Consider the following 26,733-nt stretch of genomic DNA (forward strand, 5'->3'; position numbering starts at 1 on the left):
CCCGAGGCGTGAACCCACGGGATTCTGTCGACGATCTCGGGTCGGTCGAAGCATCCGGGTTCACGCCTCGTACGTACAGGAGGAGGCGGGAAGCTCGTGTGGGCCTGAGCTCGGGAATGATGTTCCCCGACGGCTGCGGCGAACGATGATTCTTGCGCCTCTGCCGAGTCTCCCTGAGCGAAGCACCACGCCCACGCCGCGAGCGAAGGAGCACCCATGAGGTTTCTTCTCACTTCCGCCGGCATCACGAACGCGAGCATCCACGACGCGCTGGTCGACCTTCTGGGCAAACCGATTCCCGAGTCCAACGCCCTCTGCATTCCGACCGCGACGCACGCCCTGGGGCAACCCGAACTGGCATGGAGGTTCATCTGCGGACAAGAGCCCAGAACACCCATGTGCGAGCTGGGTTGGAACTCGCTGGGGGTGCTCGAGCTCACCGCGCTGCCCAGCATCGACGAAGAGCACTGGGTGCCCGTGGTCCAGGAGGCAGACGTCCTGCTGGTGAATGGCGGCGATCCGCTGTATCTGTGCTACTGGATGCGGCAGTCCGGACTGGCCGACCTGTTGCCGTCGCTGCGCGCGGTCTATGTGGGACTGAGCGCCGGGAGCATGGTGATGGCCCCCAACATCGGAGGGGAATTCGTCAGGTGGAAGCCGCCCACCGGTGGCGATGAAACGCTGGGGATGGTCGGCTTTTCGATGTTTCCGCACCTGGATCACGAGGACCTTCCGGAGAACACCATGGCCGACGCAGAAAAGTGGGCCGCCGGCATGCAGGAGCCGGCGTACGCGATCGACGATCAGACCGCCATCAAAGTGGCCGACGGCAGCGTCGAAGTCGTCTCCGAGGGGCACTGGAAGCTGTTTCCCCCCAGCCCGGAAGCAAGCGAATCGGGCTCGTGAGACGCGGCTCGGCTGCCATGGTTGACGGGCTCGAACCGTCGATCCCTCCTTTGTCACGACCCTCACACATGGCGACTCTTCGGTGTCACGAGGGTCGCTGCCGTTGTCAAAGGCGAACGTTCGCGATGACCTGTGCGAGTGCTGTCGTCGCTTCTGCAAACGTGTGCTCGGAGGCGGCCGCGTAGCCGACGATGAGGCCACCGCGAGCGGTGCGCTCGTAGAAGGCATCTTGGGCGAGGCCTCCCAGCCCGATGCCCGCTGCGTTGGCCGAGGCGAGCGCTGCGCGCTCGACGGCCGGGTCGGTGAGACGGATCAGGAGATTGAGTCCGGCGGCCTCGCCGAGGATGTCGAGATCGCGATCCAGTCCCTGCAGCGTCTTGACGAGGACGTCGCGGCGGCGTCGGTAGCGGAGTCGCATCTTGCGAATGTGTCGGTCGTAGTCGCCGCTCCTCAGGAGCTGGGCGAGAGCAACCTGGTCGATCGTGCTCGTATGCCAGTCGGCCAGCGCCTTCTCGCGCCTGACGCGTGAGTGGATCGCTTCGGGTACCACGAGCCAGCCGAGGCGGAGCGCGGGGGCAAGAGTCTTCGACGTGGTTCCGCCGTAGACGACGCTGCTCGGGTCGAGGCCCTGCAGAGGCCCGATGGGGCGACGGTCGTAGCGGAACTCTCCGTCGTAGTCGTCTTCGATCACGAGCCCTCCGGACGAGCGGGCCCACTCGAGCAGGGCCGCGCGCCGTTCCGGGGCGAGCAAGACTCCCGTCGGGTGCTGGCGGTTCGGCGTCAGAACGACTGCGCCGACGTCGACGCGATCGAGCTCCTCGATGCGGGCTCCGCGCTCGTCGACGCCGAGCAGCACGACCTCGAGCCCGGCGGCCCGCAGGATCATGCGGTACAGAGCCATGCTCGGCTCCTCGATCGCGACGCGCCGCACCCCGGAGGCGCCGAGCGCGCGGGCCACCAGCCCGAGCCCCTGGGTGAAGCCGGTCGTGACGATCAGCTGCGGGGCTTCGACGCGCAGGCCGCGGGCGCGGGCGAGGTAGGCGGCTAGCTCGAGACGCAGCTCGAGGTGTCCCTCGGGGCTGCCGTAGTCGAAAGCGGCGTCGGACGTGCTCGCGAGTGCGTGCCGTGACGCCCTGAGCCATTCGCGCCTGGGGAAGGAGCTCGGGTCGGGGCGACCGTGGCGGAAGTCGAATCGCCAACGCCTCCGTCGCTCGCCCGCCTGGCGCGACAGTGGAAGGAGCTCGTGGCGGACCGCGATGCGCGTTCCGGATCCCTGCAGACCGGTGATCCAACCCTCGGCGGCAAGCTGTGCGTACGCATGCGTGACCGTGCCTCGCGACACACCCAGGTCGCGGGCGAGCGCCCGGGTTGGGGGCAGGAGGGCGCCGTGTCCCAGGCGGCCCGAGCGAATCGCCTCCCGAAGGCTGTCTTCGATGCGCCTGCGTATGCCGGCAGGGCGTGGGGCGCCGAGATCGAGGAAGAAATCGTGCCCGGAAATGGACCACTCCTGCCGCCGCGAATTGGCCGTTGCCATCGATCCATTCTCGCCGTACGGTGGTCGGCGTATCAAGCGCCGTCAGCACGCACGCACCGCCGCCCGAGTGGGGCGACCCCGGCGCTCGGAGCGTCCGATGAGCATCTCCGCGCCCGCAAAGGAGATCAGGAATGTCGCCTGAGGGGCGCTCCGGTCGAGTTGACGGACGCACGTTCGCGCGACCCCGAACCGGAGGAGGGAGTGGATGACCGAGCTGGCGGCAAGTGCCGCAGTGCATCCGTATCGCGTGGAGATCCCGCAAGCCGACCTCGACGACCTCCAGGCCCGGCTCGAGCGGGTGCGCTGGCCGGACGAGCTATCCGGCGTCGACTGGCGCTTCGGCGTGCCGCTCGGCTGCGTCCGCGAGCTCGCCGACCAGTGGCGGACGGGCTTCGACTGGCGCGCACACGAGACCCGGTTGAACGTCTACCCGCAGTTCACGACGACGATCGACGGCCAACGGGTGCACTTCGTTCATGTGCGTTCGCCCGAGCCCGGGGCCTTGCCGCTGATCTGTACGCACGGCTGGCCGATGTCGGTCTTCGAGTACCTCGATCTGGTCGGGCCTCTCAGCGATCCGCGAGCCCACGGCGGCGATCCGGCGGATGCCTTCCATGTCGTGATTCCCTCGATACCCGGTGTCGCGTTCTCGGGCCCGACGACGGAGCCCGGCTGGAACACCCGGCGCGTTGCGCGGGCCTGGGTGGAGCTGATGGCGCGCCTCGGCTACGAGCGCTATGGCGCGCACGGCAACGACGGGGGCTCCCAGATCTCACCCGAGGTCGGGCGCTACGACTCGGAGCGGGTGGTGGGTGTGCACGTCACGCAGGTCTTCTCGTTCCCGTCCGGCGATCCGGCCGAGCTCGCCGACCTGAGCGACGAGGACACGGCGGCGCTCGCATTTCTCGAGCAGTTCACCGCGAGCGGCGGTCTCGCGTTCAACGCGTACCAGTCCGCTCAGCCGCAGACGCTCGCCTACGCGCTGCAGGACTCACCCACCGGCTGGCTGGCGTGGGTGACGCAGCTGTTCCAGCAGTCGGTGGAGCCGGACTACATCCTCGTGAACGCATCCGCTTACTGGCTGACGAACACGGTCGGCTCCTCCATCCGCCGCTACTACGACGAGGCGCACGCCGAGGACGGCCGTCCGGAGCCGACCACCACCCCGACGGGGGTCGCGATCTTCGCCAACGACTTCCAGTCCATCCGCCGCTTCGCCGAGCGCGACCACTCGAACATCGTCAGCTGGAACCGCTACGACCGCGGCAGCCACTTCGCCCCACACGACGCCCCCGACATCCTGCTCGACGACCTCAGACGGTTCTTCCGCGCATTTCGCTGAGCGAGATGGCAATACCGACATCCCAGACCAATCGGGTCACGGAGCGGCGAGAGAAGGGGGTCGACATGGGGTCATCCGTCTGCGCGCGTCGTGCCGTCGGAGCGCGCCTTGTTCCTCGGCTGGTCGGGCGCGGGCCGACCTTCGCCGTGCTGAGCATCGCAGCCGTGGGCTGTCTGCTCGCGCTCTTCTGCCCGTCGTCGGCCGCGGGTCACCCGAGCGGCTGTTCGTTTCCGAGACCGCAACCACCCGTCGGCAACAAGGGACGGGTGTATGCGATCCCGCACGGCTGCGTCCGACTCGCAGTTCCCGAGGACGAGACCAGTCTGCCAATCGTTGTCGTCCGCCAGCACGACCCGCGCGGAAGGATCGTCACCCGCCGCTTCCCGCTGCCGGACTGGAACCTCGATCGTGCGGACGGAAGCGTCGGGCTCTGCCCCGACGGCGGGTTCCTCTTCTTCGTCAGATACCCGTTCGTGGCCGTGGCCTCGGGCGAGAAGTACGACTTCGTCGACCACGGAGAGTGCACCAGCATCCGCGAGGCACTCCTCTGGACGGGCCAGCTGTCGCGGCTCCCGTCGCTGGGAATGACATGGTGGACGCATCGCCCGGCGGGTTGACGCGACTCGTCGAACGAGCCTGGGTGGCTCGCGAAGCCGCTTCGGCGAGCTCGAGGCTCGACGACCCCGGACACGTCGCTGCGCTGAGTCGCGTGCGTTTCGGGTCCACGAGGCGCTGCCGGCGGTACGCCCTGCGGCACGTGCTCGCGCTGACGGTGCTCGTGCTGCTCGCGACGGCCTGCGGAGCCGAAGAGAGCCCGTCGGAGTCCGTCAGCACAGACGCGTGCACCGCCGACCTCGGCAAGACCGTCGGACCCGAGCCGGAGATGCGTGGGCCGACCTGGTCGCCAGATGGTCGCCGGATTGCCTTCTCGGCCGTGGCAGGCGGAGAGAGCAACATCTACGCGCTCACCCTCGCGGACTGCACCGTCGAGCGGCTCGGTCCCCGAGCCGCTCTGAACGTGGGCACGCCGGACTGGTCGTCGACGAACGTTCTCGCCTTCGACGGGACGGCACCGGGCGGGACCGAGGGGGGCGTCTACACGATGACGGCCGAGGGCAGCCGCGTCGTGCGCCTGACGGACGGGCCGGATCTCCTTCCAGAGTGGTCGCCCGACGGCTCACGGATCGCCTTCGTCCGCGGCGGCTACGCGGAGATCACCGACGACGACCCGTCACCGGCGTACGCGAACCGCAACGTGTGGGTCGTGGGCTCCGACGGCTCCGGCGTGCGCCAGGTGACAGACGGCCGGTGGCACGGATCGGCCGGCTGGTCGCCCGATGGAGAACGCCTCGTCACCGACACGGACCCCGGTGTGGTGGAGCTGGGGATCGACGGGGCCGGGCGCCGCGTGCTGTTCGAGGGCGAGTACGGCAACCCGAGCTGGTCGCCGGACGGCGACGACCTGCTCGTGGCAGGCGTCCTCGGTCTCGGCCTTGCCGAGGAGGGACAGCCTCCGGTCGAGCCGCTCGACACGCCCGTAGCCTTCTCGCCCGAGTGGTCGCCCGACGGTCGATGGATCGCCTTCACCGACGGTGAGAACGAAGCAGATCTCTGGATCGTGCGCCCGGACGGCACCGGCCTGCGGCAGCTCACGACGGTGCGCTGATCCATCCGCGGTCGCCCTGGGCGGGCATCCTCGCCCGACTCCTGGCGGTCGAGGTGTCCCCTCGAGCGCTCCTCGTTCGTGGTTCTCGTAGGAACGAACACGAGGAGAAGGAGCGTCCCGATGGACACACGCACACGGATCGCAGTCGCAGGAGCAACCGGGAGGCTCGGCCCCCACATCGTCGACGTCCTCGCGGAGAGGGGGCACGAGGTCGTCCCCATGTCCCGCTCCCTCGGCATCGACGTCGTCAGCGGCGAGGGGCTGGCGGAGGCGCTCGCGGGGGTGGAGACGGTGATCGACGCTGCTTCCCACCCGACGCCGGAGCAGGGGCCGGCCACCGAGTTCTTCCTGGCGTCGTCACGGAACCTGCAAGAGATCGGTGCGCAGGCAGGCGTGCAGCGGATCGTCGTCGTCTCGATCATCGGAATCGACCGCTTCAGCGCGGGCTTCCTGGCCGCGAAGAAGGTCCACGAGCAGGCGATGCTGGCGAGTCCGATTCCGGTCCGGATCCTGCGCGCGGCGCAGTTCCACGAGTTCGTGGAGCCGCTCCTCGAGTGGGCCAGGCAGGAGAACGGCGTCAGGTACGTGCCGAACATGCAGACGCAGCTGGTCGCCGCGCGCACGGTCGCCGAGGCGCTCGCCGACCTCGCGACGGACACCGAGGCGGCCGCCCCGGCGACGGGCGCGGCGCCGTTCCCGGAGATCGCCGGCCCCCGCGCGGAGACCCTCGTCGGGGTCGCGAGCCTGGTTGCCGCCCGTCGCGGCGAGAAGGTGCGGGTCGAGGGCTTCACCGACCCGGCCGACCCCGACCGCGACGCCTACGCGAACGGCGGGCTCCTGCCGGGAGCGGATGCCATCCTGGCCGGCCCGAGCTACGAGGAATGGCTCGACAGCGAGGTCCGGAAGTGAGCACGCCGAGGCAGCCTGCTCGGCACATACGCGCGCCGCCTCGTAGGCGGGACGTCGGCGGCGCGTGCCTCGGCGTTCCCGTCGCGCGATGTACCTTCGTCGTAGAGGCGAAACCCCGCTCCAGAGGAGGACGCCATGAAGTACCTGCTTCAGATCTACTCGGACACGGGGCCCGCGGACCTGGCGCGGCTCTCGACGGACGAGCAGGACGCGATCGTCGGCGAGTACCTCGCCGTCTCGCGCTCGCCCGGAGTCGTCGACGGCGCGCAACTGCAGCCCCCCGAGACCGCGACCACCGTGCGTGTCCAGGGGGGTGAGACGCTGCTCACGGATGGCCCCTTCATGGACGCGAAGGAGCATCTCGGCGGCTTCCTGGTCGTCCAGGCCGACGATCTCGACGCCGCGCTCGACCTCGCCGCGCGGATCCCGGCCGCGCGGATGGGCGGCGCGGTGGAGGTGCGGCCCCTGGTGGAGAGGTAGCGCTGCTAGAGCAGGTCTTTCGCGACGAGTGGGGGCGCGTCCTCGCCGGCCTGGTCGGCTTTCTCGGTGACTTCGATCTCGCCGAGGACGCGGCGCAGGAGGCGTTCGCGATCGCCGCGCAGCGGTGGCCCCGGGACGGGTGGCCGGCCAATCCGGGCGCGTGGCTGACGATCACCGCCCGCAACCGCGCGATCGACCGTCTGCGCCGCGACCGGAGGCTCGCCGAGAAGACGCGCTTGCTCGAGGTGCCCGAGGCCGTGGAGGACGAGATGGAGGAGACGGGCTTTCCCGACGAGCGGCTGGAGCTGATCTTCACCTGCTGTCATCCGTCGCTCGCGCTCGAGGCCCAGGTCGCGCTCACGTTGCGCGCGCTCGGCGGTCTGACCACCGAGGAGATCGCCCGAGCGTTCCTCGTCCCCGAGGAGACGATGAAACGGCGGCTTTCGCGGGCGAAACGCAAGATCAGGGATGCGGGCATCCCGTTCGCCATCCCGGCGGAGCACGTGCTCCCGCAGCGACTCGCGGCGGTGCTGGCGGTCGTCTATCTCGTCTTCAACGAAGGCTACGGGGGCCGCGTCGACCTCGCCGCCGGGGCGATCCGGCTCGGCGCGGCGCTCGCGGAGCTGATGCCGGACGAGCCGGAGGTACACGGCCTGAATGCGCTGATGCTGCTCGACGACGCCCGCCGCGACGCGCGGTTCGCGGACGGCGAGCTCGTGCTGCTCGCAGACCAGGACCGGTCGCGGTGGGACACTGCGAAGACGGCTCAGGGGCGGGAGGCACTCGACCGTGCACTCGCGCTCCGAGGGCGAGGAGCATACGTCGTGCAGGCCGCCATCGCGTCGTTGCACATGGAGGAGCGCCGCGACTGGCCGGAGATCGCCGGTCTCTACGGCGAGCTCGTTCGGCAGACCGGCTCGCCGGTAGTGGAGCTGAACCGTGCGATCGCCGTTGCCGAGGTGGACGGGCCGGAGACCGGCCTTGCCCTCGTCGACCGGCTCGACCTCGACGGCTACCAGTACTTCCACTCGACACGAGCAGACTTGCTGCGCCGCCTCGACCGGGCAGACGAGGCGCGCAAGGAGTACGAGCGCGCGCTGGAGCTCGCCCACACCGAACCCGAACGCCGCTTCCTGCAGCGCCGCCTCGCAAGCGTCGGCGCATAGGCGTCACCGCTTCGGGGCGAAGGGGTCTGTCGCTCGCTCCCGCATCGCATCGACGCTCCGGCTGCTCGCACTCGTCGCGAGCGCGGCCCTCCACGCCGAGCCGACGAGATCTTGCCCCGAAGAGCTATGCCGAGACGTGCGAACGGCTCGCGGCGAGTGCAACATGAGAGGTGCGGTGGAGCAGCACCACGGCCAGCACACGGGGCACGGCGCGCTCGACGCGCCCGAGGTCCAGGCTCGCGAGCACGAGCCGCACCGTGCCGCCGGCGGAGACGCCGGTCACGCCGCCGGCAACGGCCACACGGCCCACGTGGGGCATGCCGAAGTCTACGAGCGCCGCTTCTGGATCACGCTGATCCTCGCCATCCCGGTGGTCGTCTACAGCGAGACGATCCAGGACTGGTTCGGCTATACGGCGCCCGAGTTCTCGGGCGACGGCTGGGTCGCGCCGGTCCTCGGCACCGCCATCTACGTCTACGGCGGGTCCGTCTTCCTCACCGGCGCGTGGTCGGAGATCCGCCGACGCGCCCCGGGGATGATGCTGCTCGTCTCGCTCGCGATCACCGTCGCGTTCGTCGCGAGCGCGGCCTCGACGCTCGGACTGTTCGATCTCGAGTTCTGGTGGGAGCTGTCGGCGCTGGTCGTCATCATGCTCCTCGGGCACTGGCAGGAGATGAAGGCGCTCGGCCAGGCCCGCGGCGCCGTCAGCGCGCTCGCGGAGCTGCTGCCCGACGAGGCGGAGCGCGTCCGCGACGGCACGGTGGAGCACATCCCGCTCGCCGAGCTCCGCGTCGGCGACGTCGTGCTCGTGCGGCCGGGCGCCCGCGTGCCCGCCGACGGCGAGATCGTCGCCGGTCGCGCCGAGCTCGACGAGTCGATGATCACGGGCGAGTCGAGGCCCGTGGCGAGGGGCGAGGGCGACGGCGTCACCGCCGGCACCGTGGCGACGGATTCGGCGCTCCGCGTCCGTGTCGCGGCGGTCGGGGAGGAGACCGCGCTCGCCGGGATCCAGCGCCTGGTCGCGGAGGCGCAGGAGTCACGATCGCGGACGCAGGCGCTCGCCGACCGGGCGGCGGCGCTCCTCTTCTACGTCGCCGTCGCCTCTGCGACGACGGCCTTCGTCGTCTGGGCGATCGTCGGCGACGTCGACTTCGGCGTGATCAGCGCGGTGGCCGTGCTCGTGATCTCGTGCCCGCATGCGCTCGGGCTGGCGATCCCGCTCGTGGTCTCGATCTCGACGTCGCTCGCAGCCGGCAGCGGCATCCTCGTCAAGGACCGCCTGAGCCTCGAGCGCAGCCGCCTCGTCGACGTCGTCCTCTTCGACAAGACGGGGACGTTGACGCGCGGCGAGCACGTCCTCACGGGCGTGGCCGGCCGGGAGCGCGACGCCGTGCTGGCGCAGGCGGGCGCCGTCGAGGCCGAGAGCGAGCATCCGCTCGCGCGCGCGATCGTCGCCGCCGCGCGCGAGCTAGGCGCGATCCCGGTCGCGCGCGACTTCCGCGCGATGAGCGGCCGCGGCGTCGAGGCGTCGCTGAACGGGATGCGTGTCGCTGTCGGCGGCCCGAGCCTCCTGCGCGAGCGCAGCCTCGACGTACCCGACGAGCTCCGGGGCGAGACCGAGCCGTGGCGGAGCCGTGGCGCCTCCGTCCTCTACCTCGTCCGGGACGGCGCCGTCGCGGGTGCGTTCGCACTCGAGGACCAGGTGCGCCCGGAGGGGCGCGAGGCCGTCGAGCGGCTGCACGCGCTCGGCATCCGCGTCGCGATGATCACGGGCGACGCCCGGCAGGTCGCGGAGGCCGTCGCCGCCGACCTCGGCATCGACGAGGTCTTCGCCGAGGTCCTGCCCGAGGACAAGGAGCGCTCCGTCCGCCAGCTGCAGGAAAGCGGCCACCGCGTCGCCATGGTCGGCGACGGCGTCAACGACGCGCCCGCGCTCGCCCGCGCGGACGTCGGCATCGCGATCGGCGCCGGGACGGACGTCGCGATCGAGTCCGCGGGCGTGATCCTGGCGTCGGACGATCCACGCGGCGTCGTCGGCGTCGTCACGCTCTCGCGCGCGAGCTACCGGAAGATGGTGCAGAACCTCGCGTGGGCGGCCGGCTACAACATCGTGGCAATCCCGCTCGCCGCCGGCGTTCTCGCACCCTGGGGGATCACGATGCCGCCTGCCGTCGGCGCGCTGCTGATGAGCCTCTCCACGATCGTCGTCGCGCTCAACGCGCAACTGCTGCGCCGGCTCGACCTCAGGCCGGGCGCGGCATACGAATGACGTTGATCGCTGTCGGCTGTTCATCGCATGCGGGCCGGCCCGCCACCACGGCTCGTACGCGCAGGGACGTCATCGAGGCAGCGTGGCCGCGAGAGCTCGTCACGAGGCCACGTCGCTGCCGGGGCCAGAAATCCGCCGAGCCGGGTGCGGCCTCGTCCCTCAGCCGGCTGACCGTGCGCTTTCGCGCGGAGCCTCGGCGATCCGTACGCGTTCCGGGCCTGCAAGGCGTGAGGCGGCCCTGCGGCGCTCCTGCGCCGAGCGGCTGGCCGGGGCGAAGGCGCTCCAGCTGAACCAGCGGCCGAATCCTCGTTGCAGTGTCCGCGGGCCGCTCATCGTGAGCTGGCCGGATCGAATCGCTCCGCCCAGCTCGGCCCGCCCCAGGTAGACGCGGTAGAGCGTGCTGGTGTCGACGCTGACCTCGAGGTCGACGTCGAAGCCGGGATGCTGGAGGCAGACCGAGACCTCGGCGGGCTCGAGGACCATCCAGTAACGCTGCCTGGGGTCGCGGAAGTCGAACTTGACCACGGTTCGGTCGGGTGGGAGCTGCCGGCGATCGACGTGGCGGGCCATCCAGACGATCAACAGGAGGGGATCGAGCTCCTCGGGGCGCGGCTCGGTGAACGACCAGGTCGCCCCCCACTCGCCGATCGCCTGCACGACCGGCTGGAGGTCACGGCCGGCGGGCGTGAGGCGGTACTCGAGGGTGCGGCCCCCGGGGCCCGTCCTGCGCTCGATGACCTCTGCCCGCTCGAGCGCGCGCATGCGGTCCGTCAGAACCGAGCGCGAGATCCCTGGGAGGCCGCGTTGGAGCTCGTTGAAGCCGCTCGCGCCGCCGAGCATCTCGCGCACGATCAGGAGCGTCCAGCGGTCGCCGAGAACCTCGGTGGCCTTGGCGACCGGGCAGTACTGCGCGTGGCCGCGCATCGCGCCACCCATGCTAGCCCCGGTCAGCCCCGGATCGGCCAACAGGTCCGGAAATCGGACCGGTTGGTGCGAAAGGAGAACTAGTCGGCCTCGGCCGGCCGGCCTACGTTGCTCGCATGGCGAACCGGACGCCGATATCCGAGGCGTCGGGGCGCATCGAGCACAGCGGGAGGACGAGATGACCGCTATCCAGAAGCCTGCGCCGCAGGCACCGCCCCTGGACACCACCGCCTTCGACGAGCTTCGCAGATCGTTCCGCGGAGAGCTGCTGCTGCCGGTCACGCCCGGCTACGACACTGCCCGCAGGATCTGGAATGGCGCAATCGACCGCCGTCCGGCCTGCATAGCCCGCTGCACGGGCGTGGCCGATGTGGTCGCGGCGGTGCGCTTCGCTCGCGAGCGCGACCTGGAGATCGCCGTACGCGGCGGAGGCCACAACGTGGCGGGCACGGCAGTGTGCGACGACGGCGTCGTCATCGACCTCTCGTCGATGCGGGCCGTGTCGGTCGACCCCGCCGGGCGCAGGGCGCGGGTGCAGGGTGGTGCGCTGTGGGGAGACGTCGACCACGAGACGCAGGCCCACGGTCTGGCCACCACCGGCGGCATCGTGGGTCACACCGGCGTCGCCGGGCTCACCCTCGGCGGCGGCATCGGCTTCCTCATGCGCAAACACGGCCTCAGCGTCGACAATCTGCTTGCCGCCGAGGTCGTCACCGCGGAGGGCGGCATCGTCCGGGCGTCCGCCGACGAACATCCCGACCTGTTCTGGGCGCTGCGAGGCGGAGGCGGGAACTTCGGCGTCGTCACGTCGTTTCAGTACCGCCTTCACCCGGTCGGGCCGACGGTCGTCGCCGGACCCGTCTTCTGGGCGGCGGACGACACCACCGACGTGCTGCGCTTCTATCGGGAGTTCGCCGCCGAGGCACCCGACGAGCTCGGCAGCATCGTCCGCCTCGGTACCGTCCCTCCGCTCCCGGTCATCTCCGAGGAGCTGCACTGGCGGCCCGCCATCGCCGTCATCTGCTGCCATGCCGGCACGGTCGAACAGGGCGAGAGTGCGGTCCGTGCCCTCCGCCGGTTCGGGAAGCCCCTCGTCGACCTGCTCGCACCCTCGCCCTACGCCGCCTTCCAGTGCGGCCTCGACGACACCGTCCTCCACGGGTGGCACTACTACTGGAAGTCCACGAACCTCGCGGGGCTCTCCGACGACGCCACCGCCGTCGTCGCCGATCACGCCTACACCGCCGGCTCGCCCCGGTCGTACGCGGTGATGTTCCACCTGGGAGGGGCCGTCGCCAGAGTCCCCCGCGCCGCAACCGCGTACGCCGCTCGGGAAGTCCCCCACAACATCATCATCGACGCCGTGTGGCGCCCCGAGGAGTCCGGCGAGCACGCCGCGGCCGAGACCGCCTGGGCGCGGCGATTCCTCCAAGCGCTCCAACCGCACCGCGCGGGCGGCGTCTACGTCAACTTCCTCGATTCCGACGACGACGCCAGCCGGGTTCGCGAGGCCTACGGCGATCAGATCTACCGGCGACTCGCCGAGATCAAGGCCGAGTACGACCCGGACAACGTGTTCCACCACAACAAGAACATCCGGCCCGGCTGACGCGCGCGCCGGGGCCGACCGGCCGCTTACGGGGCCGCACGAGGTGACACGCGCCCGAGGAACTCGTCCGCGTTCCTCAGAATCTCGAGCAGGCTGTCCTTGAACAGCTGGCGTTCTCCCTCTGTCCAGCCTGGCGTGGTGGCAACGGTCTCGTCCTTCTGGCCGGCGCCGTCGAGCGAGCTTGCCGGCGCGATCGCGTCCGCCGCGGAGCGAGCCGAGTCGACGATGTCAGGGAGGAGGTTGAGCAGCTCGGCGGACTCGGGATCCTCGACCAGCGTGGGGCCCCACCGAATGATGGCCTCCTCGAGCCTCGACGCGCTCCGCCGCGTCTCTTCGGCAAAGGAGCTCGCGCGCGCCGCGTCGGCTCGAAGCCAGTCTGCGAGCTCGTCCGCACGGCCGGAGACGAGCTCCCGGTAGTCCACAGAGCCGCTGTCCGAGGCATCGGCGCTGCCGGGCCGAGAACCGGGTTGGTCGCTTCTGGTTGCGAGCTCGTCGACGGTGCGCCGGATGATCGCGGCTGCGCCTTCTGCGCGACTGGACAATGCACGTATCCCCAAGGACATCACGTCGCTCCAACGGCGCGTCTCTCGGCGCTGGATGATCTCGTCGATGACGAGGTACACGCCGACCAGGAGAACGGCTTCCGTGATAAAGGTCGAGATGAGCGAGTGGTCCCGGGTGAACGCGTTGAACCGCTGGGACGTCAGCTCGGCCACCGACAGGACGATGACGACCCCCAGCACGAACAATCCGACTCGCACCGTCGTACGACTCAGGCTGGCCGGCGCCGGCTGCACCGCGCGATCCTACGATGGCTCCCGGCATCGCATGGACGAGGATCGACCGCGGCGGCCGGCGGCCGCAGTTGCGTAGCTTCTACCGCAGGCTCTTTCGACGACTCCCGTGGTGGGTCGGGCTCCTCCTGGGTCTCGTGGCCGTTGCCATCGGGTGCGCGATCACGACGAAGCCCTTCGCGTCGCTCGGTGTGCTGGTGGCGTTGGTCGCGGCCGCCCTGATCCTCACGGGGATCAGCGAGATCGCATCTGCACGGAGCGCGCTCATCCGCTGGGCGGGGGTCGGATGGGTGGGGCTCGGCGTCGTCGTCGCCCTGTGGCCCGGCCTCACGATTCACGGGCTGGCGATCCTCGTCGGGATCGGGCTCTTCGTGGGCGGTCTCCTGCGGATCGTCTCCGGGATCCGGGGAACCGTCGATGAGCGCCTGATCGCGCTCCTGAGCGGTGTCGCGCGCTCGATCTTCGGCGCGCTCGCGCTCAGCTGGCCCGATGTCACGGTTCTCGTCCTCGCGCTCCTCGTCGGGCCGGCGATGATCCTGTTCGGGCTCGGGCAGGTCGCATCCGCGCTGCGCCACCGCGGCGCGGGGGGTCTGGAGGACGCAGGTGCGCCGAGTCGCTGGCCCCTGTGGCTGCGTGCCGTCGGGGTGGCGGCCTCGCTCCTCTTCGCCCTCGCGCTGCTCGTCACCAGCGCGTGGATCCACCGATCCTCGTCCGAGCCGGACGAGTTCTATGCAGCACCGAGCGCCGTTCCGGCCGAGCACGGCGTCCTGCTGCGGAGCGCGCCGTTCTCGAGGGGCGTGCCGGAGGAAGCCCGCGCGTGGCGGATCCTGTACACGACGACGCGTGACGACGGCACACCGGCGGTCGCGAGCGGGATCGTGCTCGTCTCGAAGGAGGCGCCGGCCGGGCCGCGCCCGGTGATCGCGTGGGCGCATGGCACAACGGGCTTCGCCTCGAGGTGCGCGCCGTCCCTTCTGACGGACCCGTTCAGGGCGGGGGCGATGCCGGCGCTCGGGGAGGTCGTCTCCAACGGTTGGGCGCTGGTCGCGACGGACTATGTCGGCCTCGGCACCGAGGGGCCGCACCCGTATCTGATCGGCGACCCTGTCGGCCGCTCCGTGCTCGACTCCGTTCTCGCAGCGAGGCAGCTCGACCAGGTCGAGCTCGAGAACAGAGCCGTCGTCTGGGGCCATTCGCAGGGTGGCGCAGCTGCGCTCTGGGCGGGCATCCTCGCGGAGCGCTACGCGCCGAACGCGAACGTGATCGGCGTCGCCGCGCTCTCACCCGCGACGCAGCTCCCGCCGATCTTCGACGCGGCCAAGGACACTCTCGTCGGGAGGATCATGGGGTCGTACGTGATGACCGCGTACAGCGCCGCGTACCCCGACGTCAGCTTCGACGACTACGTTCGCCCCGGGGCGCGCGTGCCGGCCAGACGGACCGCCGGCCGCTGCCTGTCGGGCCCCGAGGCGCTCGTCTCGGTCGGCACTGCGCTCGGCAGGGAGCCGTGGTTCTCGCGGAGCCCGGCCGCTGGAGCGCTCGGCGAGCGGCTCGTGGAGAACATCCCCACCAGGACGATCGAGGCACCGCTGATGGTGGGGCAAGGGCTCGCGGATTCGCTCATACTCCCGAGCGCGCAGAGGCAGTGGGTCGAGGAGCGCTGTCGAGCCGGCCAGCGACTCGAGTACCGGACCTACGAGCGCCTCGATCACGTCAGCATCGTCCTCGACCCGGAGTCACCGCTCATACCGGACCTCATCGAGTGGACCGAGGATCGACTGGAGGGGAAGCCGCAACCGACCGGATGCGAGACCGTCGCGGGCTGAGCCGATGTGCGGCGCACATCAGGACGTTGCCGGCACGAGCTCCTCGCTCAGCGTCTCCCGAAGCCGTGACAGAGCGGTGAACGTGCGGCTCTTCACGGTTCCGTGCGGGATCTCGAGCGCGATCGCGATCTCCGACTGGGTCAGGCCGCCCCAGTAGGCAAGCTCGAGGACTTCCCTCTCGTTCTTCGTCAGCGTGGACAGCGCTGCCTGAACCTCGCGCCGGGTTGCCAGACTCTCGACGTCGTGGGTGCTCTCGATGCGAGGCGTCATAACCTCGAGCCGGTCACGGAGAGCACTCACGCGGGCCTCCCTGCGCACGTGGTCGACGGCGCGCCGGTGCACGAGGGTGAGCAGCCAGGTCGACGCCTTGCCGCGTGAGCGGTCGAACCGATCCGCGTGCCGCCATGCGGCCAGGAACGCCTCCTGCACCACGTCTTCCGCAAGAGCGGCGTTGCGCACGACGCGCAGCGCGAGACGGTACGCGACCGTGCCGAACCGGTCGTACAGGAGGCCCAGCGCCTCCTCGTCACCGCCCGCGCAGGCGGTGAGCAGATCCTCGTCTGCAGGGGTCGAGCGAGCCATACCAACGGTAGAGACACGCCCGGGTCAGGTGTTACGCGCTACGGTTGATTCGTGGTCGGGTCGCGGACCGTCGCGACCGAACGCACCGAGGAGCACATTCTCGCCAAGCTCCGGGAAGGAAACGAGGAGGCCTTCAGTGCGCTCGTTCGCAGGCACACACCGTCGATGACGCGGGTCGCGATGGCCTTCGTCTCGCGGCGCGCGGTAGCCGAGGAGGTCGTGCAGGAGACGTGGCTGAACGTCCTCCGGGGCCTCGGCGGGTTCGAGGCGAAATCGTCGCTTCGGACCTGGATCTACGCGATCCTCGGCAACTGTGCGAGAAGGCGGGCGGAGCAGGAGCAGCGCTTCGTGCCGCTGACCGAGCTCGCGGCGGACGAGGCGTCGGGCGACGAGCTCGGCGTCAGTCGGGACCGTTTCTTCGACGGAGGCAGGTGGGCCGGGATGTGGTCGAGCGCGGTGCCGCGCTGGGACGACGTTCCCGAGGAGCGCCTCGTGTCGGCCGAGCTGCGCCGGGCGTTGCTCGAAGCGATCAATGCCCTACCGCGAATGCAGAGAGCGGTGATCACGCTCCGCGACATCGAGGGCTGGCCCTCGGGGGAGGTGTGCGAGTACCTCGGGGTCACGGACGGCAACCAACGAGTCCTCCTGCACCGCGCGCGAGCGGCCGCACGCGCCGCGCTCGAGCAGTACCTCGACGAGGGAGCGGAGCGATGCTGACCTGCGCCGACGTCGTCAGGCTCATCACCGACTACACCGAGGGGCGTCTCACCCCTGCCGAGCGCCGCCGCTTCGAGGAGCACATCTCGATCTGCCCGCCGTGTCGCTCGTTCCTCGACCAGATGAGGAAGACGGTCGAGCGGCTCGGGGAGCTCCGCGAGGAGGATGTCCCGCCGGCGATGGAGCAGCATCTGCTCGACGCGTTCCGTGACTGGAGTCGGAACGAGTGATTGCGTACAAGTTCCTCTCGTCCGGTCGCGTGGGGCTCTTCAGCGGAGTCCGATGGCCGGAGCCGGGAACCTGGCTCGCGGCCGAGGCGAACGTCGAGCAGTGCGTGTCCGGGATCCATGCGCTCCACCTTGAGGGCCTTCCGGGTTGGATCGACGACGAGCTGTGGACCTGCGAGCTGGCCGGCGTCGTCGAAGACGACGGACAGGTGCTCGTTGCCGAGCACGGCCGACTGCTGGAGCAGGTGGCGGCCTGGAACGAGGCTTCGGCTCGCGACTTCGCGCGCGCGTGCGCGGCGAGGGGGCGCGCGCGTGTCGTGGAGGCGCTGCGCACCGAGGGTCACGCGGAGGAGGCGCGCTCGCTCGAGGGCGTCGATGTCGACGGCTTCGTGACCGCCGCGCCCGGGCTCGCGGTACGGTTGCCGGACGAGCTCGGCGGCCTCGTGCTCGTCGCCGCCGACACGACGGCGCTCGCCGAAGGTCTTCCGCTCGCGGCTCGCGCACCGGAGCTCCGCTCTCACCTCGAGGCCGTCGCGGCGGGCGGCGCGTCGCATGGGGCGCTCGCTGCGATCGTGGCCTTCGTCGTCGCCCGCTCCACGGCCGGGCGTCACCCGGACGGATACGACGCCGGCTTCGCGGCAGAGCGCGCGTGGCAGCTCGAGCGTCTGGTCGCGCAACTCGATCTCGCCGTCGCGACTGCCTAAGCCGGATCACCTGCCACGGCAGCGGCCCGAGAGCCCGGTTCACCGGGCCCGGCGATCGGCGAGGCAGCCGTAAGGTCTGAGCGGCTCAGCGGTTCTTCTCGCGAGACCACCTTGCGAAAGGAGCCGACATGACCCTCGACGAGCCGACGAGAAGAGAGACCGAGGTCGACCGCGTCGCGCGCTGGCGGCTGGAGCAGCTCGTCCGCGCCGGTTTCGACGACGCCGCTGCGCTGCTTCTCTCGGCGATGCGGCATGTCGATGTGCACTACGCCTCCGACCTGCTGGGTCGCGGCTGCCCCGCCGAGACGGCACTGCGCATCCTGCTCTAGGAGGGAGCCTGTGTCTCTGCTCGGGGCGGAGCGTGGCGCAGAGCCCGCGTGGTAGGCGGGTTCCGCGCCACGCGGTCGGAGGCCGTAGCCGTTGAGATCGATCGGTGAGGCGCGTCCTCAGCTCACCGCTTTCTTCACGAGGGCGGCGATCCTCGCCTCGTCGGCGGCGGTCAGCTCCTTCAGCGCGAAAGAGGTGGGCCACATTGTGCCTTCGTCGAGGTTCGCCGTGTCGCTGAAGCCGAACGTCGCGTACCTCGACTTGAACTTGTGCGCGCTCTGGAAAAAGCAAACGACCTTGCCGTCCATCGCATACGCGGGCATCCCGTACCAGGTCTTCGGCGAGAGGGCCGGCGCGCTGGCTTTGACGAGCGTGTGTAGCCGCTCGGCCATGGCGCGATCTGGTGCGGGCATCTCGGCGATCTTCGCGAGCACGTCGCTTTCCCCGTCCGCCTTGCGCGCCTCGGCCTTCAGCTCCTGGGCTCGCTCCTTCATCGCAGCGCGTTCCTCGGCGGTGAACCCCTCGGACTTCGTGCCGCTCGCGCTGGTGCGCTTGGTGGGCTTCTTCGTGGCCTTCTGCTCAGGTTTCCTCTCGGCCAAAGCTCCCTCCTCTGCCAGATCTGATGAGCACGACCCTCATGCTACGGAGTCCCCTCGTCCAGCTCCAGGTGCCGCTCCTCGGGCAAGATCGAGCGCTCCGCGAATGCGTCGATCTGCTCGAAGCTCATCTCGACGCGCGCAGTCGACGCTGACAACCGTCCGCCAAGTCTGGCAGGTCGTCGTCAGTAGTGGTTGTTGTTGCCGAGCGGCCGTCGCGCCGATCCACCACTTCCTCGTCGTCCGCCAGTACGTCGTCCCGATCGCGGCAGCATCACCCCCGGCGGGGATCCTGAACGCAAGCTCGCCTCGCACCGGCGACGCCAGACGCAGGCCGCACGGCCGGGCGGGAGCGGCCGCGCTCGGCGCTCGCCGGCGCACTCTGCGACGACGACCACGATCACGACCTGGAGAAGGCGCGCGGAGCACGACATTTCAGCCGGACGCGCAGACACACGGGAGATAGGACCCTCGGGAGGTCATACCGAGCAGGCCGCGGCCCTCTCCCGAGCCCTTGGCCGAGCTCGCCCGGTCGTGCGAGTTGTCACCTGTCGGCTCAGCGGGGGCTGTAGGCGCCTCGCGAGACTCCGATGAGCCTCGCCGCGGTCATGCTGGACTGGGTCGGCCGAGATCCGCCGCCATTCCACCGATCCAGCATGACCACCCAACTGCGGCGAGTAGTTCGCCCCCCTGTCGAGGCGCGATCATCTGCGATCGCCGATGACTTGTCAAGTATCCTTGCGCACTAAACTAGTGGGACCCTGGGGGTGCGGATTGCGCGTCTGTCGGTGATCACCCGGCAGGAGGGGTTTACGGACCCGGAAGCACGGGAAAATGAGTAGCCTGCCTCATGGCCGAGGGCACCCGTCACCGCGACCCGATCTACTCGCTGCACTTCAGCCAGCCCGCAGCCGAGGCCTCGTACCTGCTGAGAGTCACAAGCGAACCCCTGGTCGCGATCCGCGCCCTGTCGACCATCGAGCTCGAGGCACGACGAGTCCTGTCCGAGATGGTCGTGGAAGCGCGAAAAGCCGGTCACACCTGGGCCCAGATCGCAGAAGCGGTGGGCATCACGCGTCAGGCCGCGCAGGCCCGATTCGGAGAAAGCGACGGCCTCGACACGGCCCGCGCCCGCAAACGATTCGCCCCCGGGAGCTAGCCGGCCTCTCGCACCGCGAAATACATCAATCCGATTTGATGTACTATCTCCGGGATGGGGACGTCCACGAGGACGGGAACGCGGCCGCCCCGCTTTCTGGAGCTGGCCGCCCATCCTCTGCGCTGGCGGTTGCTGCTCGAGCTCGCGCGGAGCGACCGCCGCGTTCACGAGCTGTGCGCGCTGCTGGGCGAACCTCAGCCGCTCGTCTCCTACCACCTCGGACGGCTGCAGGCGGACCAGCTGGTCGAGCGCCGTCGAAGCGCCTTCGACGGGCGAGAGTCCTACTACCTGCTCGACCTCGCCCGCTGCGGGGAGCGCCTCGCTGCGAGCGGCGGCGCACTCCACCCCGGTCTGAACCTGTCCACGCGCTCTCCGGCTGCTGACCCACGAGGTGCGCATCGGGCGCGGGTGCGCGTGCGTGTGTTGTTCCTGTGCACGGGGAACAGCGCCCGCTCACAGATCGCCGAGGCGCTGGTCGAGCAGCTCGCGGGCGGCGCGGTCGAGGCGTTCAGCGCCGGCAGCCATCCCAAGCCGCTTCATGCCAACACGCTGCGCGTCCTGCGCGAGCACGGGATCGACCCCTCTGGCCGCCGATCCAAGCCCCTCGGTGAACTCGCCGGGCAGCGCTTCGACTACGTGATCAGCCTCTGCGACCGTGTCCGGGAGGTCTGCCCCGAGCTTCCCGGTGAACCGAACATGATCCACTGGAGCATTCCCGACCCGGCGCACGAGGGTGGAAGTGACGACGAGGCCTACCCCGCCTTCGAGCGTGCCGCTGCCGAGCTCGCGGCCCGGATTCCCTTCCTTCTCGAGCTGATCGACCACGACCTGTCAACGCAGGAGGTGAGCAACGGATGAGCCCCGACGAACTCGTCAGCGTCCGTTACATGGTCGACGACGTCGACCAGGCGATCGACTACTACACACGGCACTTCGGCTTCGAGCGCGGGCACAACGCCTCGCCGGCGTTCGCCGAGGTGATCCGCGGCAGGCTGCGCCTGCTGCTCTCCGGGCCGAAGAGCTCCGCCGGGCGGCCGATGCCCGACGGACGCAAGCCCGAACCGGGCGGCTGGAACCGCATCCACCTCGTCGTCGATGACATCGCCGCCGAGGTCGAGCGGCTGCGCTCCGCCGGCCTCCGGTTCCGTAACGACATCGTCAGCGGCCCCGGCGGTCAGCAGATCTTGCTCGACGATCCATCCGGCAACCCGATCGAGCTGTTCCAACCCGCCGCGGGCTGACACGGCTCCCCCATGGACGGCTCGCGAGGCGCCCGAGCCTGCTTCATTGCTCGCGTTCACCTGGGTGAACGCAGTCGACGAGTTGTCGAACCGACCGTCGGCGGCGTAGGTTGGCGACGACACAAGAGACTGTGACGCCAGATCGGATGGAGGTCCGGATGGTCGCCACGAGCTATCGGTTCCTCGAGGCGCTCGAGCAGAAAGCGCTCGCGTAGGCGAGTTAGGGAGGGAAGAGCATGGAAGAGATCGGACCTGTCGACTACGTGATCGTCGCCTTTCCCGGCAACAAGTTCCGGGGCGAGGTCGTACCCGCCCTCGGGGAGCTCGTCGAGTCGAACACGATTCGCCTGATCGACGCGGCGTTCGTCGGCAAGAGCGAGTCGGGCGACGTCGTCGCTTTCGAGCTGACCGAGCTCGACCCCGACGTGCAGGACGCGCTCGACAAGCTGAACATCGAGGTCGGCGGACTGTTCAACGAGGACGACATCCAGGCCGCCGGAGAGGAGCTGGAGCCGAACACCTCCGCCTGCCTCCTGGTCTGGGAGAACGTCTGGGCTCGCAAGGTCGCTCAGGCGATGCGTGATGCCGGCGGCGTCCTCCTCGACTTCGACCGCATCCCACACGAAGTTGTCCAGGCGGCGCGCGAGTACGTGCTCGCAGCCGCAGCAGAGGAAGGTGGTGCCTAGATGTTCGCTCGCAGAGGTCCTGGGCTCGTCGGCATGGCGGCGCGCACGGCCGTCGTCGCCGGGACTGCAACCGCCGTATCGGGCAGGGTGGCACGACGCCAGCAGCGCAAGTACGGGGAGCAGGACGCCGAATACGTCGGGCAGCAGGCAGCCGCGATGGAGCAGGGCTTCGAGCAGGGAGCCGGTGGAACGGCGCCGGCCGAGCCGGACTACACGGCCGAGCTCCAGCAGCTCGCCCAGCTGAAGACGCAGGGGATCCTCACGGAGGAGGAGTTCCAGGCCAAGAAGAAGCAGATCCTCGGCATCTGACTCCCCCGGCTGACCCCCTGGACCGGCTCTATCAGCCGCCGCCACCCCAGGGGTCGTCGATCAGGAGTCGCCAGCCGGCGTTCGGGCTGCGTCGAAGGACGTCGGCGCTGTGGCCGCGCATTTCCACGGCCGTTCCGTCGCGCGTCCTGCCCTCCAGCTCCCAGCGGTTCATGACGAGCGCCACGTCGCCGGCGGTCAGGACCTTGGTGATCTCGCCGTGCATTCGCGGCTTCAGCGCGACGAACGGGTCGAGTGCGGCGCGGATCTCCTCGAGGCCCTTCACCTGCTCGCCGGGCTGGGGCGCGAACGTCGCCTCCGGCTCGTACAGGGCGAGGGCGCCCTCCACATCCCCGCCGTTCAACGCCTCGGTGAACAGCTCGATCACGTGCTCCGGGGTCTCGGCCTTCATTGCTCCCTCCTCGCTCCGACGCGATGGCGAACTCGAGAAATAGTCCGATATCGTATCATTTAGTCTGAAATAGGATCGACAAGATGACCGTGGGCTCTTGCGGGAGGTGTCCGAGCTGAGCGCCGGGCGGGGACGGTCGCCCCGCCCCCCGGGCGGTGCAACTCGCGAGAACCTCGGCTTCCTGCTCGCGAAGGCCGTGCAGCGCTGGAACGAGCTCCTCTACGAGCGGTTCGTCGCAGCCGGCTACCCCGACGTGCGACCCTCGTACGGCTCGATCCTCGTCCCCCTGTTCGAGGAGGACGGTCTCCGTATGGGTGAGCTGGCCGCCCGTGCCCGCCTCAGCAAGCAGACGATGACGACGATGGTGCGACTGCTCGAGCGCGACGGGCTCGTGGAGCGGCGCGCCGATCCGAGCGACGGCCGGGCCTCGCTCGTCTTCCTCTCCGAACGTGCGCACGACTTCCGCCCGGTCGCGGAGGCGACGCTCGCCGAGCTCGACCGGCTCGTGGTGCGGACCCTGAGCGCCCGCAGCTGTACCGAGCTGCGCAAGGCGCTGCGCTCGCTCGCCGACCTCTGAATGTGTCCCTCGCGCGGCTGCCGTCCGACCTGGACCGCGCAAACCGCCGCCGACAGCGCTCGACGAACAGCGCCGCGAGGACGGAAGCTCGCACCGGAACATCGATACAGGCCGGACTCAGGGGAACGCATCGAGAATATACTGGGTGACTGGTCACCCAAATTCTGATGGGACGCGTCTCGGCCAAGACGAAGCAGGCAACGCGCGAGCGGCTGCTCGACGCCGCGGCGCTCGAGTTCGCGCGCCGCGGGCTCGAGCGCGCCAACGTCGATGCGATCTCGCTCGCGGCCGGCCACGCCAAGGGCACCATCTACAACTACTTCTCTTCGAAGGAGGAGTTGTTCCTGGCCGTCGTCGAGGAGGCGTGCGGGCGGGCGACCGCGTCTCCCCCTGCACGCCCGGAGGCTCCGGCGAGAGAACGCCTGCGAGCGACGCTCGCCGCCTTTTGCGTCTGGGCGGGCGCGAACGAGGGCTTCGCCCGAGTGCTCGTGCGCGAGTGCCTCGTGGGCACGCCCGAGGTCCAGAGGCGCATGGCCCAGGCTGAAGAGCCGCTCCTGGCCGAGATTCAGATGATTCTCGAGGAGGGTCTGCGTCGGGGAGAGATCCGCGACGATGTGCAGCCCGAGTTGCTCGCACTCGCGATCGCGGGTCTCACCGATCTGGCCCTCGCCCAGCACTGGGCCTCGGACGGCCGCAACCCAGCCCTCGATGAGATCCCCGAGCTGGTGCTCCGTTTGCTGATCGGCGCACGACTTCCGGCCGAGAGCCGATGACGACGGAGACCGCGGACGTCGTGATCGTCGGCGCCGGCCCCACCGGCCTCGCCCTCGCCGCGCAGCTTCGGCAGTTCGGAGTCGCGGCGCGGATCATCGACCAGCAGCTCGACCGCGGGCACGAGTCGCGCGCGCTGGTGATGCAACCGCGCACACTCGAGAACCTGCGCAGTCTGGGGATCGCGCAGACGCTGATCGAGCATGGGAACGACGCAGCCCAGGTGCGTCTACATCTCGGCACGCGCCTCGTCGCGATGGGGCTCTTCGACATCGGGCTCGAAGACACCGCCTACCCGTTCCTGCTGTTCATCTCGCAGGCCGAGACCGAGGCGATCCTGAACGAGCTCCTCGTCGCCCACGGCCTCCAAGTCGAACGCGGCGTCGAGCTGCTCGCGTTCACGACCGGCGCCGACGAGGTCACGTGCACATTGCGGGGCCAAGATGGCACACCCGAGCACGTACGCACCCGGTACCTGATCGGCTGCGACGGTGCTCATAGCACCGTCCGGCGGGCGGCAGGAATCGCCTTCGAGGGCGGCGCCTACCCGCAGACGTTCGCGCTGGCCGACCTGGAGGTCGACGGAGAGCTCGAGTCGGGCGCGGCGCACGCGTTCCTGGGCGCCGAGGGAGTGCTGTTCTTCTTCCCGCTCGGCACGCCCGCGACCTGGCGAATGCAGGGCATGCGACCACCGCCCGCCCCCTCTGATGACGGCCAGGTCGAGCCGGACGAGCCTTCGCTGGCGGAGCTTCAGACGATCTGCGACCGCTTCACCGGCGGCTCCCTGCGCCTGCGTGATCCCGTCTGGACGACCTACTTCCGCCTCCAGCATCGCCAGGCTGCGCGCTATCGGACCGGCCGCGTCCTCCTGGCCGGCGACGCCGCTCACGTCCACAGCCCTGCCGGTGCCCAGGGCATGAACACCGGCATCCAGGACGCCTGGAACGTCGGCTGGAAGCTGGCGCTGGTCGTCCGCGGTGTTGCCGACGAGGCGCTGCTCGACTCCTACGAGCCAGAGCGGTGGCCCGTGGGTCGATTCGTGCTCCGCTTCACCGACCGCGCCTCGTCGATCGCGATCTCGGACAGCCGCTTCGTCCGTCTGATCCGATCGCAGATCGCGCCTCGGCTGCTGCCGCTGGTCCTGCGGGCTCGCCGGGGTCGGACGTTCGGCATTCGAACGATCTCCCAGCTCGCCATCACCTACCGGTCCAGTCCGGCCGTCGAAGAGGGCGAGCCCGCGCTACGCCGCGGCCCGAAGGCAGGGGACCGCCTCCCCGATGCCCGCATCAGCCGCGACGGCCGACCCGGTTGGTTGCAGGACGCCCTGGCCGCGCCGATGTACCACCTTCTCCTCTGCGGATCCCTCGAGGCAAGGAACAGCGAGCAGGTTCGGGCCCTCTCCGACCGGTATAGCGGCGTCGTCGCAGTACACCGACTGACCCGCGAAGCCGCGACCGGCGCGCTGCACGACGTCGACCGCCAGGCGTTCACCCGACTCGGCGTCGACCAGGCGGCGCAGTACCTCGTGCGGCCCGACGGGCACGTCGGGTACCGGAGCGGCGGCACCGATCTGCATGCTGTCGAGCGCTACCTCGCCCGCTGGCTTCCGGGCGCCTGACCCGGGCCGGCGGCTGTACGTGGAACACGTCCGCGCGGGGGTCCGCTCTACCGCTCGGGTTGGGCGAGATGCGCCTTGGCGTCCTCGTAGGACGCCTCACCGGTCGACTCGGCCGGCGCGTAGACGAGGTTGAGGACGCCGGTCTCGAAGGTCTCGGACGAGATCAACCTCAGCGGAACCGGGGAGTCGCCCTCGTCGAACAGCCGCATGCCCTTGCGAACGGCGATCGGGTGCACGAGCAGGTGCAGCTCGTCGAGGAGACCGGCCGCCAGCAGCTGGCGGACGACCGAGACCGAGCCGCTCAGCGCGATGTTCCTGCCCGGCTCGTTCTTGAGGGCGGTGACGGCCTCGACGAGGTCGCCTTCGAGCTGCTCGGAGTTCCGCCAGGTGAACTCGAGCTTCTGGTTCGACGCGACGATCTTGCGGGCGTCGCCGAGCGCCTTGGCGAGACCGGCGTCCTCCTCGCCCGCCGCCTCGCGCTCCGGCCACGCACCGGCGAAGCTGTCGTAGGTCTTGCGCCCGAAGAGGACGGTGTCGGCGGCGCGGAGGGTCGCGTCGACTGCGACGCCCATCTCGTCGTTGAAGTAGGGGAAGTGCCACTGATCCGGCGCCTCTACGACGCCGTCGAGCGAGATGAACAGGCCTGCGGTGATCTTCCTCATGGAATCCCTCCACGCAGCGGTCGGTGTCCTGGCTCCTCCTCGGACGTTGTCGGCGCCGCGAAGTCATCGAGCGGACGGAAGCTCGATGGAGAGGCCGGCTGCGACGAGACGCTATCGCTTCGGGGGCAGGGACCGTGCATACGTCGTGCCGAGCTCGACCCACCTGGCGAGCTGGCGTCTGGTGCGGACATCTTCGGCGTCGACGCGTAGCCAACCGCGCATCTGCCGGCCGCGCATCTCCATCGGGCGTGCGCTCGTCGTCGCGACCAACGCCTCCGACTCCACCGGGTCGACGCGGACCAGGATCCCGCCTTGCCCGCTCGCCGCCACGGCCATGTTGCCGCCGACGAGGAAGGCGAGCCCGCCGAACATCTTCGTCTCGGTCAGGTCCGTTTCCACGCCGACCAGTTCGCGGATCCGGTCCGCGAGCTCCTCGTCGTAGGCCACGGCGGTGATCGTAGACCGGTCGGACGCGGTGCGATCGAGGTGCGGTTTGACAGACGATTATCTAACCGTTAGGCTCGAAGATAACCGTTAGGGAGGTTGGCCGTGGCCGATGCAGTGCCGCTCAGGGAGGTGTCCCACGGATACCAGTTGCGCGTCGTGCAGGAGGTCCTGCTCGCGCTGCTGGCGAAGGAGCCGTCGCACGGCTATGAGCTGCGCGCCCGGCTCCAGCTCGCGCTCGGCCCGTTGGCGGAGGCGCTGAACGCCGGCCAGGTGTAC

Annotated in this window: 30 protein-coding genes; 22 read left to right on the forward strand and 8 right to left on the reverse strand. The window is 69.9% G+C overall.

What is annotated here, in order from left to right:
* Positions 1–216 precede the first annotated feature (216 nt).
* The gene (locus tag VFO26_RS03820) at positions 217–906 is read left to right on the forward strand and encodes a Type 1 glutamine amidotransferase-like domain-containing protein (RefSeq protein WP_325113557.1); all 690 of its coding nucleotides are present in this window, start codon (positions 217–219) and stop codon (positions 904–906) included.
* 106 nt (positions 907–1,012) lie between these two features.
* Here VFO26_RS03820 and VFO26_RS03825 read toward each other — a convergent pair whose 3' ends face one another.
* Positions 1,013–2,440, reverse strand: a complete 1,428-nt coding sequence (locus VFO26_RS03825; protein ID WP_325113558.1) for a PLP-dependent aminotransferase family protein — start codon at positions 2,438–2,440, stop codon at positions 1,013–1,015.
* 205 nt (positions 2,441–2,645) lie between these two features.
* Here VFO26_RS03825 and VFO26_RS03830 point away from each other — a divergent pair, with 205 nt between their 5' ends.
* The 7 genes from VFO26_RS03830 to VFO26_RS03860 all read left to right on the forward strand — a co-directional run bounded on the left by VFO26_RS03830 (position 2,646) and on the right by VFO26_RS03860 (position 10,272).
* Positions 2,646–3,782, forward strand: coding sequence for an epoxide hydrolase (locus tag VFO26_RS03830; RefSeq protein WP_325113559.1), 1,137 nt, complete (start codon positions 2,646–2,648; stop codon positions 3,780–3,782).
* 164 nt (positions 3,783–3,946) lie between these two features.
* Entirely contained in the window at positions 3,947–4,399 is a 453-nt protein-coding gene (locus VFO26_RS03835; protein WP_325113560.1) for a hypothetical protein, read from the forward strand.
* Between the two features lie 140 nt (positions 4,400–4,539).
* On the forward strand, positions 4,540–5,448 hold the full coding sequence (locus VFO26_RS03840; RefSeq protein WP_325113561.1) for a hypothetical protein: 909 nt from the start codon (positions 4,540–4,542) through the stop codon (positions 5,446–5,448).
* Between the two features lie 120 nt (positions 5,449–5,568).
* Entirely contained in the window at positions 5,569–6,357 is a 789-nt protein-coding gene (locus VFO26_RS03845) for an SDR family oxidoreductase (RefSeq protein ID WP_325113562.1), read from the forward strand.
* Between the two features lie 135 nt (positions 6,358–6,492).
* Positions 6,493–6,837 carry a YciI family protein gene (locus tag VFO26_RS03850; protein ID WP_325113563.1) on the forward strand — a complete coding sequence of 115 codons (345 nt, stop codon included), beginning with the start codon at positions 6,493–6,495 and terminating at the stop codon, positions 6,835–6,837.
* A 2-nt stretch (positions 6,838–6,839) separates the two neighbouring features.
* Positions 6,840–8,003: an RNA polymerase sigma factor gene (locus VFO26_RS03855; RefSeq protein ID WP_349259042.1), complete on the forward strand. Its 1,164-nt coding sequence runs from the start codon at positions 6,840–6,842 to the stop codon at positions 8,001–8,003.
* A 163-nt stretch (positions 8,004–8,166) separates the two neighbouring features.
* Positions 8,167–10,272, forward strand: coding sequence for a copper-translocating P-type ATPase (locus tag VFO26_RS03860; protein ID WP_414653047.1), 2,106 nt, complete (start codon positions 8,167–8,169; stop codon positions 10,270–10,272).
* A gap of 159 nt (positions 10,273–10,431) precedes the next feature.
* Here VFO26_RS03860 and VFO26_RS03865 read toward each other — a convergent pair whose 3' ends face one another.
* Complete coding sequence (locus tag VFO26_RS03865; RefSeq protein WP_325113565.1) at positions 10,432–11,196, reverse strand: winged helix-turn-helix transcriptional regulator; 765 nt, start codon at positions 11,194–11,196, stop codon at positions 10,432–10,434.
* Positions 11,197–11,374: 178 nt separating this feature from the next.
* Between VFO26_RS03865 and VFO26_RS03870 the strand changes: the two genes are divergently transcribed.
* Complete coding sequence (locus tag VFO26_RS03870) at positions 11,375–12,805, forward strand: FAD-binding oxidoreductase (RefSeq protein WP_325113566.1); 1,431 nt, start codon at positions 11,375–11,377, stop codon at positions 12,803–12,805.
* A 26-nt stretch (positions 12,806–12,831) separates the two neighbouring features.
* Here the strand turns inward: VFO26_RS03870 and VFO26_RS03875 are convergent, their stop codons facing one another.
* Entirely contained in the window at positions 12,832–13,548 is a 717-nt protein-coding gene (locus tag VFO26_RS03875) for a hypothetical protein (protein WP_325113567.1), read from the reverse strand.
* A gap of 68 nt (positions 13,549–13,616) precedes the next feature.
* On the opposite strand from VFO26_RS03875, the gene VFO26_RS03880 reads away from it, so the two are divergent.
* Positions 13,617–15,425 (forward strand): lipase family protein, encoded by a 1,809-nt coding sequence (locus tag VFO26_RS03880; RefSeq protein WP_325113568.1) that lies wholly within the window; start codon positions 13,617–13,619, stop codon positions 15,423–15,425.
* 18 nt (positions 15,426–15,443) lie between these two features.
* Here VFO26_RS03880 and VFO26_RS03885 read toward each other — a convergent pair whose 3' ends face one another.
* Positions 15,444–16,007 (reverse strand): RNA polymerase sigma factor, encoded by a 564-nt coding sequence (locus VFO26_RS03885; RefSeq protein ID WP_325113569.1) that lies wholly within the window; start codon positions 16,005–16,007, stop codon positions 15,444–15,446.
* A gap of 51 nt (positions 16,008–16,058) precedes the next feature.
* Between VFO26_RS03885 and VFO26_RS03890 the strand changes: the two genes are divergently transcribed.
* The 4 genes from VFO26_RS03890 (at position 16,059) to VFO26_RS03905 (ending at position 17,984) form a co-directional block, all read left to right on the forward strand.
* Positions 16,059–16,724 (forward strand): RNA polymerase sigma factor, encoded by a 666-nt coding sequence (locus VFO26_RS03890; protein WP_325113570.1) that lies wholly within the window; start codon positions 16,059–16,061, stop codon positions 16,722–16,724.
* Positions 16,718–16,954 carry an anti-sigma factor gene (locus VFO26_RS03895; RefSeq protein WP_325113571.1) on the forward strand — a complete coding sequence of 79 codons (237 nt, stop codon included), beginning with the start codon at positions 16,718–16,720 and terminating at the stop codon, positions 16,952–16,954. The genes VFO26_RS03890 and VFO26_RS03895 overlap by 7 nt, the downstream gene beginning before the upstream one ends.
* Entirely contained in the window at positions 16,951–17,655 is a 705-nt protein-coding gene (locus tag VFO26_RS03900; protein WP_325113572.1) for a hypothetical protein, read from the forward strand. Before VFO26_RS03895 ends, VFO26_RS03900 begins: the two co-directional genes overlap by 4 nt.
* A 128-nt stretch (positions 17,656–17,783) precedes the next feature.
* Positions 17,784–17,984 (forward strand): hypothetical protein, encoded by a 201-nt coding sequence (locus VFO26_RS03905; protein ID WP_325113573.1) that lies wholly within the window; start codon positions 17,784–17,786, stop codon positions 17,982–17,984.
* Between the two features lie 117 nt (positions 17,985–18,101).
* Here VFO26_RS03905 and VFO26_RS03910 read toward each other — a convergent pair whose 3' ends face one another.
* Complete coding sequence (locus VFO26_RS03910) at positions 18,102–18,476, reverse strand: DUF1801 domain-containing protein (RefSeq protein WP_325113574.1); 375 nt, start codon at positions 18,474–18,476, stop codon at positions 18,102–18,104.
* Positions 18,477–19,428: 952 nt separating this feature from the next.
* Here VFO26_RS03910 and VFO26_RS03915 point away from each other — a divergent pair.
* From VFO26_RS03915 to VFO26_RS03935, 5 genes are all read left to right on the forward strand, one after another.
* Positions 19,429–19,737 (forward strand): hypothetical protein, encoded by a 309-nt coding sequence (locus VFO26_RS03915; protein ID WP_325113575.1) that lies wholly within the window; start codon positions 19,429–19,431, stop codon positions 19,735–19,737.
* 54 nt (positions 19,738–19,791) lie between these two features.
* Positions 19,792–20,595, forward strand: coding sequence for a MarR family transcriptional regulator (locus VFO26_RS03920; protein ID WP_325113576.1), 804 nt, complete (start codon positions 19,792–19,794; stop codon positions 20,593–20,595).
* Positions 20,592–20,978, forward strand: a complete 387-nt coding sequence (locus VFO26_RS03925) for a VOC family protein (RefSeq protein WP_325113577.1) — start codon at positions 20,592–20,594, stop codon at positions 20,976–20,978. Before VFO26_RS03920 ends, VFO26_RS03925 begins: the two co-directional genes overlap by 4 nt.
* A 236-nt stretch (positions 20,979–21,214) precedes the next feature.
* Positions 21,215–21,664 carry a DUF6325 family protein gene (locus VFO26_RS03930; protein ID WP_325113578.1) on the forward strand — a complete coding sequence of 150 codons (450 nt, stop codon included), beginning with the start codon at positions 21,215–21,217 and terminating at the stop codon, positions 21,662–21,664.
* Positions 21,665–21,973 carry an SHOCT domain-containing protein gene (locus VFO26_RS03935; RefSeq protein WP_325113579.1) on the forward strand — a complete coding sequence of 103 codons (309 nt, stop codon included), beginning with the start codon at positions 21,665–21,667 and terminating at the stop codon, positions 21,971–21,973.
* A 31-nt stretch (positions 21,974–22,004) separates the two neighbouring features.
* Here the strand turns inward: VFO26_RS03935 and VFO26_RS03940 are convergent, their stop codons facing one another.
* Positions 22,005–22,382, reverse strand: coding sequence for an SgcJ/EcaC family oxidoreductase (locus tag VFO26_RS03940; protein WP_325113580.1), 378 nt, complete (start codon positions 22,380–22,382; stop codon positions 22,005–22,007).
* A gap of 106 nt (positions 22,383–22,488) precedes the next feature.
* On the opposite strand from VFO26_RS03940, the gene VFO26_RS03945 reads away from it, so the two are divergent.
* The 3 genes from VFO26_RS03945 to VFO26_RS03955 all read left to right on the forward strand — a co-directional run bounded on the left by VFO26_RS03945 (position 22,489) and on the right by VFO26_RS03955 (position 25,348).
* On the forward strand, positions 22,489–22,959 hold the full coding sequence (locus tag VFO26_RS03945; protein WP_325113586.1) for a MarR family winged helix-turn-helix transcriptional regulator: 471 nt from the start codon (positions 22,489–22,491) through the stop codon (positions 22,957–22,959).
* Positions 22,960–23,126: 167 nt separating this feature from the next.
* Positions 23,127–23,732, forward strand: coding sequence for a TetR/AcrR family transcriptional regulator (locus tag VFO26_RS03950; RefSeq protein WP_325113581.1), 606 nt, complete (start codon positions 23,127–23,129; stop codon positions 23,730–23,732).
* Positions 23,729–25,348, forward strand: a complete 1,620-nt coding sequence (locus VFO26_RS03955) for an FAD-dependent monooxygenase (RefSeq protein WP_325113582.1) — start codon at positions 23,729–23,731, stop codon at positions 25,346–25,348. Before VFO26_RS03950 ends, VFO26_RS03955 begins: the two co-directional genes overlap by 4 nt.
* A gap of 47 nt (positions 25,349–25,395) precedes the next feature.
* Here VFO26_RS03955 and VFO26_RS03960 read toward each other — a convergent pair whose 3' ends face one another.
* The gene (locus VFO26_RS03960) at positions 25,396–26,010 is read right to left on the reverse strand and encodes a dihydrofolate reductase family protein (RefSeq protein WP_325113583.1); all 615 of its coding nucleotides are present in this window, start codon (positions 26,008–26,010) and stop codon (positions 25,396–25,398) included.
* 111 nt (positions 26,011–26,121) lie between these two features.
* Complete coding sequence (locus VFO26_RS03965) at positions 26,122–26,457, reverse strand: TfoX/Sxy family protein (RefSeq protein ID WP_325113584.1); 336 nt, start codon at positions 26,455–26,457, stop codon at positions 26,122–26,124.
* Between the last annotated feature and the right edge of the window lie 276 nt (positions 26,458–26,733).

It is taken from the genome of Gaiella sp., assembly GCF_035710885.1.
Taxonomy (GTDB): Bacteria; Actinomycetota; Thermoleophilia; order Gaiellales; family Gaiellaceae; genus Gaiella.

Bases quoted from the DNA above. Each gene is read 5' to 3' on its own strand.
- VFO26_RS03820 (WP_325113557.1), top strand. From the start codon at position 217: ATGAGGTTTCTTCTCACTTCCGCCGGCATCACGAACGCGAGCATCCAC.
- VFO26_RS03825 (WP_325113558.1), bottom strand. From the start codon at position 2,440: ATGGCAACGGCCAATTCGCGGCGGCAGGAGTGGTCCATTTCCGGGCAC.
- VFO26_RS03830 (WP_325113559.1), top strand. From the start codon at position 2,646: ATGACCGAGCTGGCGGCAAGTGCCGCAGTGCATCCGTATCGCGTGGAG.
- VFO26_RS03845 (WP_325113562.1), top strand. From the start codon at position 5,569: ATGGACACACGCACACGGATCGCAGTCGCAGGAGCAACCGGGAGGCTC.
- VFO26_RS03850 (WP_325113563.1), top strand. From the start codon at position 6,493: ATGAAGTACCTGCTTCAGATCTACTCGGACACGGGGCCCGCGGACCTG.
- VFO26_RS03860 (WP_414653047.1), top strand. From the start codon at position 8,167: ATGAGAGGTGCGGTGGAGCAGCACCACGGCCAGCACACGGGGCACGGC.
- VFO26_RS03865 (WP_325113565.1), bottom strand. From the start codon at position 11,196: ATGCGCGGCCACGCGCAGTACTGCCCGGTCGCCAAGGCCACCGAGGTT.
- VFO26_RS03870 (WP_325113566.1), top strand. From the start codon at position 11,375: ATGACCGCTATCCAGAAGCCTGCGCCGCAGGCACCGCCCCTGGACACC.
- VFO26_RS03880 (WP_325113568.1), top strand. From the start codon at position 13,617: ATGGCTCCCGGCATCGCATGGACGAGGATCGACCGCGGCGGCCGGCGG.
- VFO26_RS03885 (WP_325113569.1), bottom strand. From the start codon at position 16,007: ATGGCTCGCTCGACCCCTGCAGACGAGGATCTGCTCACCGCCTGCGCG.
- VFO26_RS03895 (WP_325113571.1), top strand. From the start codon at position 16,718: ATGCTGACCTGCGCCGACGTCGTCAGGCTCATCACCGACTACACCGAG.
- VFO26_RS03905 (WP_325113573.1), top strand. From the start codon at position 17,784: ATGACCCTCGACGAGCCGACGAGAAGAGAGACCGAGGTCGACCGCGTC.
- VFO26_RS03910 (WP_325113574.1), bottom strand. From the start codon at position 18,476: ATGAAGGAGCGAGCCCAGGAGCTGAAGGCCGAGGCGCGCAAGGCGGAC.
- VFO26_RS03915 (WP_325113575.1), top strand. From the start codon at position 19,429: ATGGCCGAGGGCACCCGTCACCGCGACCCGATCTACTCGCTGCACTTC.
- VFO26_RS03920 (WP_325113576.1), top strand. From the start codon at position 19,792: ATGGGGACGTCCACGAGGACGGGAACGCGGCCGCCCCGCTTTCTGGAG.
- VFO26_RS03925 (WP_325113577.1), top strand. From the start codon at position 20,592: ATGAGCCCCGACGAACTCGTCAGCGTCCGTTACATGGTCGACGACGTC.
- VFO26_RS03930 (WP_325113578.1), top strand. From the start codon at position 21,215: ATGGAAGAGATCGGACCTGTCGACTACGTGATCGTCGCCTTTCCCGGC.
- VFO26_RS03935 (WP_325113579.1), top strand. From the start codon at position 21,665: ATGTTCGCTCGCAGAGGTCCTGGGCTCGTCGGCATGGCGGCGCGCACG.
- VFO26_RS03940 (WP_325113580.1), bottom strand. From the start codon at position 22,382: ATGAAGGCCGAGACCCCGGAGCACGTGATCGAGCTGTTCACCGAGGCG.
- VFO26_RS03950 (WP_325113581.1), top strand. From the start codon at position 23,127: ATGGGACGCGTCTCGGCCAAGACGAAGCAGGCAACGCGCGAGCGGCTG.
- VFO26_RS03955 (WP_325113582.1), top strand. From the start codon at position 23,729: ATGACGACGGAGACCGCGGACGTCGTGATCGTCGGCGCCGGCCCCACC.
- VFO26_RS03960 (WP_325113583.1), bottom strand. From the start codon at position 26,010: ATGAGGAAGATCACCGCAGGCCTGTTCATCTCGCTCGACGGCGTCGTA.